The organism is Pedobacter sp. 22163 (assembly GCF_052045595.1).
GTDB lineage: Bacteria > Bacteroidota > Bacteroidia > Sphingobacteriales > Sphingobacteriaceae > Pedobacter.
The window spans coordinates 181,483-195,095 of sequence record NZ_JBQEPM010000006.1 but is presented as its reverse complement, the minus strand read 5'-3'; the positions used below and the strand labels follow the sequence as shown (position 1 = coordinate 195,095).

At 41.9% G+C, this 13,613-nt stretch carries 1 protein-coding gene; it reads right to left on the bottom strand.

Translation table 11 applies throughout. The features are described 5' to 3' along the window. Nucleotides 1-35: 35 nt before the first annotated feature. Complete coding sequence (locus ACTJKN_RS16855; RefSeq protein ID WP_440826811.1) at nt 36-13,499, bottom strand: putative Ig domain-containing protein; 13,464 nt, start codon at nt 13,497-13,499, stop codon at nt 36-38. Nucleotides 13,500-13,613 lie beyond the last annotated feature (114 nt).

Genomic DNA, 13,613 nt, shown 5'->3' with positions numbered 1-13,613 from the left:
TCTTTGATTTTATCTGTTTATTATTAATCCTCTTCTTATCTAATCAGCGTTACTGTACCTTTTCTTAATGATGTTGTTCCATTGGTGAACGTAATGTCAACCATGTACACATAAACTCCGATCGGTTGATTTACTCCTTTGAAAGTTCCATCCCATCCATTTGCTACATTATCTGACTGGAATATCAATTGACCCCATTGTGTGAAAATACTCATCTTGGCGCTTGATATGGTATTACCATAGATTAAGAAGGTATCGTTTTTACCGTCGTTATTCGGTGTAAATGCATTTGGTATGTAAACCTGATCTCCAAAAGGATTAGCTGCTTTACCAGTTACCGGAGTAGAATTTGCACTGGTTTGGCACTCAATCTGACCTCTGGCCCGTACAATAATGGTTACACTTTGATCTGGTTTCAAGCCTGTTACTAAGTAAGTTGTTCCGGTTGATCCGCTTGTTGGGTTCACCCATGTTAAGCCATTATCTTGAGAAACTTCGTAAGCAGTAGCGCCTGCAACTGCAGCCCATGCAAAGGTTACACTGTTTGGTGTTGTGCTTTGCACCACTACCACTGGTTTTTCTAATACCGGTAGTACATTAACCGTAACGCCTGTTCTTGTTGGACTAGCACAACCACCCACAGCTATTGCCTCTACATAGTAGATTGTGGTAGCAGTTAAGTTTGGTGTAGTAAAGGTTACACCTTCTGCTAGTACAGAGCCTCCAGAGCTTGCAGCATACCATCTGTAAACTAATCCTGCTAAAGGATTATTAACCGTTAATATGGTTGAGCTACCTGCACAAAGTGTTCCATTTGCTGCTGTTACAGATGCTGGTGCAATTGGTACTGGTAGTGCAATTACATTTACCGGTGTTCTAGATGATGAGATACAAGTTCCATTTGCACCTTCAACATAGTATGTGATGTTTGCATTAACCGCAGGAGTGGTAAAGTTTACTCCTGTTCCAGCCAATGTTCCGCCCACAGCTGCAGTATACCAATTATATGTTACACCTGTTTGTGGACTGGTTACCGTTAATACAGCTGGGCTTCCGGTACAAACATTAACCGATGTTGAAGCTACCGTTGGTACTGTTGGTTTTGCGTTAACAGTAACCGTTACTTTAACACGGCCACCGTTGTTGTTACAACCTCCAGTTCCGATTGCTAAAATGTAGTAATCTGTTGTTGCAGCTAAGGCTGTTACATTGAATGTTGTGCCAGTGAATAATAAATTACCACCAACCGCTGCAGTGTACCATTCGTAAGTAACACCTGCCTGTGCATTCGTTACTGTTAAGGTGGCTCCATCACCTGCGCATATGCCTCCATTTGGAGCAGATACCACTGGGTTGTTTGGTAATGCATTTACTGTAATGGCTACTGCCCTTGCTGTTGCTGCAGTATTTTCGCATTTATTATCACCTTTAACCGTTACATAATAAGTTGCACTTGCAGTTAATACTGGTGTAGTAAACACTGGACCAGTAAATACTACTGTATTTAATGTAGCATCACTATACCAGGTAAATATTGGGTTGGTAACCGTTGTACTTGTAGCTGCTAATGTTGCTGCTGTACTTGCACAAACTGAAGTTGATCCATTCACTGCGATATCTGTTGCTACTGCGTTTGGACTAACCGTAACAGTTACTGTTTTTGCATTTGCAGCTGTGTTTTCACATCTATTGGCACCCTTAACGGTTACGTAATAAGTTTTAGTAGCTGTTAATACCGGAGTGGTAAATATTGGCCCGGTAAAGGCTACACTTGTTAATGAAGCATCATTGTACCAGGTAAATATCGGGCTGGTAACCGTTGCAGAACTTGCATTGATTACTGCTGTTCCAGAACCACATATTCTAGCTGGTGTTGATAATGTGATATCGGCAGCTGTTGCACCTGCATTTACATTAACGGTAACCACTTTTGCATTTGCAGCAGAACTCTCACATCTGTTATCGCCTTTTACAGTCAGGTAATATTTAGTTGTTGCAGTTAATGCTGGTGTGTTAAAGGTTGCTCCAGTAAATACCGGCGTTGTTAAAGCAGCATCGCTGTACCAGGTAAATATTGGATTGGTTACTGTTGTAGTGCTGGCCACTAAGCTAGCTGACGATCCTGCACAAATGGTTGCATCTGTTGCAGTAACATCCGTTGCTGAGGCTACAGAGTTCACCACAATATTAACAGATTTAGCTGTGGCAGCACTGCTTTCACACTTGTTATCGCCTTTTACAGTTACGTAATAAGTAGTGTTGGCAGTTAATGTTGGCGTGGTAAATACTGCACCTACAAAAGCTACATCAGTTAAGGTTGCGTTGGTATACCAGGTAAATACCGGGTTAGTAACTGTTGTGCTACTTGCCGTTAGTATGGCTGCAGATCCTCCGCAAATATTTGTTGATCCATTTACAACGATATCACTTGCAACTGCTACTGGGTTAACTTTAATGGTTACTGCTGCTGCATTTACTGCAGTGTTTTCACATCTGTTAGCACCTTTTACTGTTACATAATAAGTAGTAGTGGTAGTTAATACCGGTGTGGTAAATATTGGTCCGGTAAAGGCAACACTTGTTAATGAAGCATCGTTGTACCAGGTAAATATTGGACTGGTTACAGTTGTTGAGCTTGCATTGATTACTGCTGTACCCGATCCGCATACCAATGTAGGCGTTGATAAGGTAATATCTGCAGCTGTTGCACCCTGATTAACATTTACAGTTACCACTTTTGCAGTGATGCCTGAGTTTTCACATTTGTTATCGCCCTTAACCGTAACATAGTATTTAGTTGTTGCCGTTAATACCGGGGTAACGAATGATGTACCTACATAAGCTACCGAAGTTAAAGCAGCATCGTTGTACCAGGTAAATGTTGGGTTGGTAACGGTTGTTGTACTTGCTACCAAGGTAGTACCAGATCCTGAGCAGATTGTTGCATCAGTAGCTGTTATATCGGCAGCGGTAGAAACCGGACTAACTGTTATGGTAATTACCCTTGCTGTACCAGGTGCATTTTCACATTTATTATCACCTTTTACAGTTACATAATAAGTAGTGGTGCTGGTTAAGGCTGGTGTAGTATATGTTGCACCAATGAAACTTACATTGGTTAATGCAGCATCACTATACCAGGTAAATACTGGGTTTGTTACTGTTGGAGATGTTGCAGTTAATACTGCCGATGACCCTGCGCAAGCTACTGTGCTTCCGCTAAGAATAATATCGGTAGTAGTTGCCAAAGGATTAACGGTTACTGTTACCGCTTTGGCATCTGCAGCACTGTTTTCACATTTATTGGCACCTTTAACACTTACATAATAAGTAGTAGTGGCAGTTAAACCAGTTACTGTGAAAGTTGGACCTGTAAATACTACACTTGTTAATGATGCATCGCTATACCAGGTAAATACCGGTTGAGTAACCGTAGTACTCGAAGCCATTAACATTACGGTAGAACCTGAACAGATTTGAGCATTGCTTACCGCAATATCTGCAGAAGTTGCAAACTCTTTAACTGTTACGGTAACAGCCTTAGCATTTGCAGCTAAATTCTCACACTTATTGTCACCTTTTACGGTTACATAATAAGTAGTGGTTGCAGTAAGTGCAGGTGTAGTAAAGCTAGCGCCTACATGAGCCACTGTAGTTAAAGCAGCATCGCTGTACCAGGTAAATACAGGATTGATTACTGTTGTTGTTGAAGCAGACAGTGCAGCAGTAGATCCTTTGCAGATTGATGCAATTCCATTAATGGCGAGGTCTGCATCAGTAGCTGCAGGATTAACCGTAATGGTAATCGATTTTGCAGTAGCTGCTGTATTCTCACATTTATTATCGCCTTTAACCGTTACATAATAAGTGGTGGTTGCAGTAAGTACCGGCGTAACGAAGTTAGCACCAGTAAATGCTACTGTGGTTAAAGCCGCATCACTGTACCAGGTAAATACTGGGTTGGTTACGGTTGTACTTGTTGCATTTAAAGTAACTGAAGAGCCACCGCAAACGGTACTTGTTCCAGCTAAGTTAATATCAGCTGAGCTAGCAACAGGATTTACCGTTACAGTAACCTCTTTTGCATTACCTGCTGTGTTTGCACATTTATTTGTTCCGCTAACGGTAACATAGTATTTGGTAGTTGCGGTAATGGCTGGCGTATTAAATACTGCACCAACAAAAGCAACCTGTGTTAAAGCAGCATCAGTATACCAGGTAAATACCGGACTGGTTACTGTTGTACTGGCTGCAGTAAGCACCGCTGTACCAGAAGCACATAATGATGTTGTTCCAGTTACTGTTAAATCGGCAGCAACAGCTGATGGATTCACAGTGATGGAAACCTTAGTACGTGTTGAGTTTGAACAACCTGCTCCGCTTACGGCTTCCACATAATAATCATGTAATCCCACGGCAAGCGATGCAGGCGTAGTAAAGCTACTGTTGTTGGTTACCAACATGTTTCCGCCTGTAGCCGCATCATACCAGTTATAAGTAATACCTGCAACAGCCTGTACACTTAAAGTAGCAGGTGAACCGATACAAGTTGTGGCCGGGTTGGTAGCCGATGGAATCGGTGTTACTGCCGGAGGTAAAATAGTTACCGTTACTTTGGTTCCTACAGTCTCACAACCGTTAGCCGTAGCCGTTACCGAATAAGTATAAGTTCCGGCAGTTAAAGTTGGATCTGTTGTGAAAGTTGCTCCGTCTTTTCCTGCCTGATAAGTTGAGCCCAAGTACCATTTGTACACTACACCAGCTTGTGGGTTCTGAACACTTAAGGTTGCAGATGATCCTTGACAAGCGCTTGCTGTAGCAGCAGTAACTGTTGGCGTGGTAATTACACGTTGTGCATAATCAAAATTAACAGATGTTAATGCCCCTAACAAACCTGAGCTTAATCTTAACTCTGCTCCATCAAATTTACTTGTTGGCACGAAGGTTAATATAGCTGATGTTCCGCCCGTTAATAGTTTTAAGCTGATTAATGGGTTAGATATAGAAACCGCATCGTTATTGCTGGTTGTACCTTGGAAAGTAGTTACTGTTAAATTATTTAACACGCCTACCGAAAGCAATGTACCTGGAGTGGTAATTTTCACCCTTAAAGTATCGCCTACATTTGATAATCCTGTAAAGCCAACCTGGTGATAAACAGATGCGCCAAGTAATCCTACTGGGATAACCAAGCTAGATCCTGTATTGATATCGTTATCAACCGCAAAAGTAGGGTTGAAAACTCCAGCCAATAATGCCACACCTGTTACACCACTTGCAACAGTTGTTGTCGCCGCTCCACAAGGTGTAGTTATCGGGTTACCATTAGGAATTACAGTAACGGTTACAGTTGCCCTGCTTGTTGCAGTACAACCACCAGGAATAGTAGCTTCCACATAATATGTAGTGGTTGCACTTAATTGCGGTGTTATATAAGTTTCGCCAGTAAATACTGGAACTACACCATTTGCAGTAGTGTACCAGTTAATGGTTGCTCCTGCTGTACTCGATGTTGCTTTTAATACTGCAACAGAACCTTCACTAATGGTGATTGATGGTGGTGTAATTACCGGAACATCGATAGTTCCCAATATAATTTTAGCCTCAGTTCTTGTTGATGAGCTACCACAGCTATTTACTGCTGCTACAAAGTAACTTCTATCAGCATTGATTAATGGTGTTGTAAAGTTATCACCAGTAAATAATACAGTTGTAGATGTTGCGGTATCGTACCAGTTATAGGTTGTGCCTGCAATTGGGTTTTTAACCTGGAAAGTAACTGATGTATTAGGACAGGTATTTACAGATGCCGAAAGTAGATCTGGTGTTACCGGAGCTGGGTTTGTAGTTACATTAACTACTGTTTTATAACTCACACAACCAGTTGCAGAAACTGCTGCAACGTAGAATTTAGTGTCGCCTGTTAAAACTGGTGTAGTAAATATGATACCGTCTTTACCGGTTAAGTATGTACCTGTAGCATCGTACCATCTGTAAGTTAAGCTTGCTGATGGGTTGCTTACTTCAAGCTGTGCAGTTTGGCCAACACAAGCCGTAACATTTGCTGATGCTACGGTAGGCGCAACCAAAATCCGTTGCGCGTAATTTAAATTGATTGATGTTAAAGCACCTAATAAACCTGAGTTTAACCTAACTTCTACTCCGTCGAAAACATTCGTTGGAACAAAAGTGATTAAGGCCTGTGTATTACCGCTTAACAACTGAATATTGATTAAGTTATCATTTAACAATCTAGAATCACCATTACTGTTGGTTCCAACATAAGTGGTAATTGCAGCGTTTCCTAATAACGAAAGTGATAATAGTTTTCCTGGAGATGATACTAAGACACGTACCGTATCGCCCACTTTAGATAATGATCCAAAACCAACTCTTTGATAAACTGATGCACCAAGCGCGCCTACTGGCATTACCAATGAAGATGCGGTTTGGGTATCGTTATCAATCGCTAATGCCGGGTTAAATACACCGGATAATAAAGCTATACCGTTAACACCGTTAACCTGTGTTGTTGCCGCCTCGCAAGGAACCGGATTTGGAGATCCGTTACCATCAACTGTAACGGTAACCTGAACGCGGCTTGCTGATGTACAACCATTTGTAGAAACCGATTCTACATAATAAGTTGTAGTAGCTAATAACGGTGGTGTAACATAAGTTGCACCTACATAAACCGGTGTGGTTGAAGTGTTTGAAGTGTACCAGTTGAAAGTATTGGTTGCATCTGCAGAACTAGCAGTTAAAATTGCTGTCTGACCTGCGCTAACTGTTGATGAACTTGCAGTTACTACTGGTAAAGCCGGACGAGGATTTACTGATACTGTAGCTGCAGCACGTGTAGTACTTGTACAGTTTCCTTGAGATGCTTCCACATAATAAGTAGTTGCCGCTGTTAATGCCGGTGTTGGGAATACCGCGCCAGTGAATACTAAGTTTCCACCTACCGCAGCATCGTACCATTTATAAGTTACAGCAGCATCTGGGTTGGCAACCGATAAAGTTGCTGATGATCCTTCACACACATTAGCTATTGTTGCCAATACTGGTGTTGGTAATGCTGGTGTAACTGTTACAGTTACCGGAACTCTTGTTGAGTTCGGGCAACCGCCTTTGCTCACCTGAATATAATAAGTAGTGGTAGCAGTTAAAGCAGGTGTAGTAAATGTTTCGCCAGTTGCCAATTGTGTACCACCAGTTGCTGCATCGTACCAGGCCAATGTTGTACCACCGTTTGCAGTTGCAGCTAATGTTGCAGTACTTCCGGCGCAAATGGTTTGTGCACCAGCAGTTACTGTTGGGCTAGGATAGATTACAGTTGCACCATAAACATCTAAACTGGTTAGTGCCGATACTAATGCACCAAAACTTACTTGTACCCTATCGTAAGCACCTCCTGCCAATATAGTTGCAGCAAAACGGTTACCTGATAAAAGTCGAAGATTTAACAGCCCACCATTTAATTGTACTGTTTTTACAACCGTAGTACCATTTAATATGGTAACGGTTACGTTGTTTAATAAACCAACATCAGCTAAACCGGTCGGTAAAGCTAAATCTAAACGAAGACTATCAGTAGCTGTTCCAACTGTTGGGAAAATCAATTGTTGATAACCCGATGCACCAACACCTACAGAAAGTGATATTCTGGTAAAGTTAGAAGGATCAGCATCAGTAGAATTTCCAGCGCCGCTTATTCCACACAATAAACAAATTCCGTTTATACCTGTGTTTTGCGCATTGGCAGCGTTACAAGCAGTACCACCACCATTGTTTAATACAGTAACAGTAACCGGAACTCGGGTTGCACTATTACAACCACTTGCATTTGTTGTTTCTACATAATAAGTTGTAGTTGCCGATAATACCGGAGTAACAAATGAAGTACCTGTCCCTACCTGTGTTCCGCCTGTTGCAGCATCGTACCATTGAATGGTATTGCCCGCATCTGCAGTTGCTAACAATGTAGTAGACTGACCAGCATTAATTACCTGGTTGTTTGTGGTTACTGTTGCAGCAGTTGCTGGTGGGTTAACTGAAACATTAACCGCAGTTCTTGAACTTACTGCAGTTCCAGATACTGCTTCTACATAAAATACCGTTGGGGCAGTTACTGCAGGTGTTACAAAAACGCCTGTGTTATTGGTAACCAATGGTGTACTTCCGGTAGAAGCATACCAGTTATAAGTTACGCCAGCTTGCAAATTGCTAACGCTTAATGTCGCTGGGCTTCCAGCACAAACCGTTGCTGCAGCAACTACCGGCGCATTAACCGTTACAGTTAAGCTATAAGCCGTTGTTGCCTTGTTTCCGTTTGCATCTGTTGCAGTTAAAGAAATCGTAAAGGTCCCACCTAAAGTTGGTGTTCCTGTAATTTCTCTTGTTGCAGTATTAAAACTTAATCCCGGAGGAAGGTTTGTTGCTAAATAAGTATACGGAGCTGTTCCACCTGTTACTGCTGGTAAGGTTTGTGTTGGGTAAGGTGTACCCACAATACCGTTTGGTAAAGTTGCACCTGGCAATGATAAAACACCAATTACTTTAAGTGCATAGGTATTACTTGCAGTTCTGCCTTCACTATCTGTAGCGGTAACGCTGATTGAATAATTTCCGGCCTGTGTAGGTGTTCCAGAAACTTCTCGTGTTGCTGGATTAAAAGTTAATCCTGCCGGAAGGTTGCTTGCTACGTAAGTATATGGACCAACACCACCAGTTGCCGATGGTAAGGTTTGTGTAGCATAAACTGTTCCTTCTGTTCCATCAGGCAAGGTTGCTGCCGGTAACAATAAAGGATCAACCACTACGATTGTATAGTTATTGGTTGCTGTTTTTCCATCAGCATCGGTAACCGTTACCGGTACTGTGAAAGTTCCAGATTGTGTAGGTGTTCCTGTAATTTCTCTTGTAGCCGGATCAAAGGTTAATCCCGGAGGAAGACCAGTTGCCGCATAAGTATAAGGTGTTGATCCACCTGTTGCAGATGGAATAGTTTGTGTTGGATAAACTGTTCCTGTTGTTCCGTTAGCTAAAGTTGCCGCCGGTAAAACCAATGGATCAGTTACTTTAATTGTATAGTTAGCAGTAATGGTATTGCCATTGGCATCTGTTACTGTAACCGGAATGGTAAAGGTTCCAATCTGAGTTGGTGTACCTGTAATTTCTCTTGTTGCCGGATTAAAGGTTAATCCCGGAGGAACACCTGTTGCCGAATAAGTATAAGGTCCGGTTCCACCTGTTGCCGCTGGAATTCCGTTTGTAGTATAGGCTGTACCAGTTACACCGTTAGGCAATGCTCCAGGAGCCAAAGCCAATGCTGGCGTTACGGTTAAAGTAAAGGTTGAAGTTGTGCTACAACCTTTAGTATCAGTCGCTACAACATCGAATGTTGGATTACCTGCTGCTGTTGGTGTTCCACTTACCACGCCACTTGGCGATAAAGTTAAACCAGCTGGCAAAGTACTGCCTGCAGCTAAAGTATAAGTATAACCAGGTGTACCACCAGTAGCAACCGGAAGTTGTTTACTGTAAGGAGATGCAATTGTTGCATTGGTTAAAGTTGTGCCTGCAAATACAATTGCCGGGTTAACGGTAATAACCACCGGAACTCTTGTTGTGTTAGAACAAGTTCCTTTGCTTACCTGAACATAATAAGTAGTTGTTGCAGTTAAGGCCGGAGTTGTAAAGTTTCCACCGGTACCTACTTGGTTTCCGCCTGTTGGCGCATCAAACCAGGCTAATGTAGTGCCACCATTTGCTGTTGCACTTAATGTTGCAGTATTACCTGAACAGATAGATTGTGCACCTGCTATAAATGTTGGGTTGGGATAAACTACTGTTGCACCATAAATATCTAAGCTGGTTAAAGCCGAAACTAATGCACCAAAACTCACCTGTACCCTATCGTATGCACCACCTGCTAAAACAGTTGCAGCGAAACGATTTCCGGATAAAAGTTGAAGATTTAATAATCCACCGTTTAATTGTACTGTTCTTACTACCGTAGTACCATTTAATACGGTAACGGTTACATTGTTTAAAAGACCAACATCAGCTAAACCAGTTGGTAAAGCTAAATCTAAACGGATACTATCTGTAGCAACACCTGTTGATGGGAAAATTAATTGTTGGTAACCTGTCGCTGCAACACCTACAGCAAGAGAAATCCTGGTGAAGTTGTTGGCATTCGCATCAGTTGAGTTACCTGCGCCATTTACAGCACATAATAAACAAATACCATTGATACCTGTATTCTGACTATTCGCTGCATTACAAGCTGTTGCACCACCACCGTTAATTACAGTTACAGTTACCGGAACGCGACTTGCACTTTTACAGCCATTGCTGCTTGTAGTTTCAATGTAATAAATTTTGGTTGCTGTTAAAGCTGGTGTAGTAAATGACGTTCCTGTTCCAACTTGTGTTCCTGCTGTTGGTGCATCAAACCATGCAATAGTGTTGCCGGCATCAGCTGTTGCAGTTAATGTTGTGGTCTGTCCAGAGTTGATTACCTGGTTATTGGTAGTAACTGTTGCTAAAGTTGCAGGTGGATTAACCGAAACTGTAACCGATGTTCTAGAACTGATAGCTGTTCCAGAAACGGCTTCAACATAAAATACAGTGGCTGAGCTTATTGCAGGCGTTACAAAAGTTCCGTTATTACCAGTTACTAATGGAGTATTTCCTGTTGATGCATACCAGTTATAAGTTACACCAGCCTGAAGGTTGCTTACTGTTAAAGTAGCAGTGCTTCCGGTACATACTGTTGCAGAAGCCACAACCGGGGCATTAACCGTTACAGTTATTGCGTAAGTGGTAGTTGCTTTATTATTGTTGGCATCTGTAGCGGTTACAGAAACATTATAGGTACCACCTTGTGTTGGTGTTCCGGTAATTTCTCTTGTAGTAGGGTTGAACGATAATCCCGGAGGAAGGTTCGTTGCTACATATGTATATGGTGATGTACCACCAGTTACTGCAGGTAATGTTTGTGGTAAATATGAAGTGCCAACAATTCCGTTCGGTAAAGTTTTTGTAGGCAAGGTTAACGTTCCAATTACTTTAATTGGATAAGTGTTGCTTGCTGTTTTACCTTGACTATCGGTAACCGTAACATTTATTGCATAATTACCCGCCTGAGTTGGTGTACCAGTAACTTCTCTTGTTGCTGGATTAAATGTTAATCCTGCAGGAAGATCAGTGGCTACATAAGTATATGGTCCAACACCGCCTGTTGCAGCTGGCAGAACTTGTGTAGCATAAGCCACACCCTCTGTTCCATCTGGTAAGGTTGCCGCTGGTAATGCCAACGGACTATTTACAGTAATGCTATAATTTGTAGTTGCCGTTTTTCCATCAGCATCGGTTACCGTAACTGGTACGGTATAAGTTCCCGGTGTTGTTGGTGTACCAGTGATGGCTCTGGTTGACGGATTAAAAGTTAAACCCGGAGGAAGACCTGTTGCTGAATAAGTGTAAGGCGTTGTTCCACCAGTTGCACTTGGAATAATCTGCGTGGTATAAGCTGTTCCTGTAGTGCCATCAGCTAAAGTTGCTGTAGGTAACAATAAAGGATCAGTAATTTTTACTGTATAATTCGAAGTAATGGTATTACCGTTTGCATCAACAACTGTAACTGGTATAGTATATATTCCAGGTTGAGTTGGTGTTCCGGTAATTTCTCTTGTTGTTGGATTAAAAGTTAAACCTGGAGGAACACCAGTTGCAGTATAGGTATACGGGCCTGTTCCACCGGTTGCAGCAGGAATAGTCTGTGTTGGATAAACCGTTCCTGTTAAACCATCAGGCAATGCACCTGGAGTAAGTACCAATGCTGCCGTAACCGTTAAATTATAAGTTGCAGTTGCTGTACAGCCTTTGGCATCAGTTGCAACAACTGAAAAAGTGTAAGCATTGGCTACCGTTGGTGTTCCGGTAATTGCACCGGCTGATGATAAAGTTAAACCAGCTGGCAATGTACTTCCTGCTGCTAAAGCATAAGTATAACCTGCTGTTCCGCCTATAGCTACATCCAATTGTTTTGAGTACGCAAAACCTGGTGTGGCGTTGGCTAATGTTGCGCCGTTAAAAATAATTTGTGGGTTAACTGTAATTACAACAGGAACCCTTGCCGATTCTGCTGTACAGCCTATTCTTCTGGCAGCAACATAATAAGTTTTAGTTGCGGTTAATGCCGGTGTGGTATACGTACCATTATAGGCAACCGTTTGCAATGCTGTTCCACCTTCTACTGCATCGTACCAAATCAGCTCGTTGGTATCTGGCGTAGTTGCGTTTAAAGCCACTGTACTATTATAACAAGCGGCAATTGCAGTGCTTGCTGGTGTTGGCCTGCCCGCAGAGCGGATTAGACCATAAACATTAAGCGTCTGTGTAAGGTTTACTGCTACCACCGAGCCTAGTGTTACCTTCACCCTGTCGTATACTACACTTGCTCCAGGAGAAAAAGGTATCGATACTGGCTGCCCACTATTTAATAAACCCAGTAAATCTAGATTTAAGGTAGTTGGAATGGATCCGGTATATACCTGAGTACCGCCATTATATGCTGTTATTGAAATATTTTGTAAAAGTCCTGCTGTTAGTAAAGCGGGGCTGGAACTAAGTCTAAGATTAATATCATCACCAGGGTTTGACGGTGTTGCAAAATAGAAATTTTGGCTAATGGATGAGCCTACCCCTAAGATGCCTAAACTGAGTTGAGAATAATTATTTGGATCTGCATCAATAGCCCTTTCGCTATTGGTTACACCCGAACTACCCAATTGCAAGGCATCAAGTGTAATACCTGTACCTTCATATCCTGTAGTAAATGCTTGTGCACAAGGATCAGTCCCTGAAGTATAAAATGAATAATAAACCTTTGTATTATTAGCAACAGAAAGCAAAAGCGCATTGGTTACATCTTTTATAAACACCCTATCGTAAGCCTGTGTAGGGGTTATTGCGATGTAAAAGAAACCATTTGCATCTTTTACCAGTCGTAAATTATTTGCAGAAAACCCGTCTACACTGTTCCCGCCTGTTGGAGGTACTGCTGTAGCACCATTTTTGGCGCCTACCTGGAACGAATGGTTTCCTAGAACTACTGTCCCACCTACATTAGCCAATAGCGTACCTAAACTACCGCCTAGTAACCTGTTCAGGATATCACCATCAAAATCTATTCTGATATAGGATGTAACTCCCGCAGCAACCGAAGCCGGATATTTTAATTCCAGCTCGCCACTAAACGACCCTATACCAACAGCAATTCCACCATATGAATTAACTGTAGCAAAGTTATTGTTGTTTAATGTTGCATTTGTTGCATTATCAACATGATCTGATTTGGTAACAGTATTTGCAAAAATTTTAGTTTGCGCATACGATTTGGCGGAGAAGAGCGTTAATAGAATGATGATTGCAATTAAGGTATTGCTAATTATCCCTATGCGGGACGAGTAAGTATGAGTTTTCATCATGTCAGGCGTTATTTTAGAAGACTTACTATGTACTAATGCTGTGTTTGGTAAATGCTTTTTAGTGCATTATATAATTATGACAAATCTAAATCTAGAATAGCATCCTATCCTATC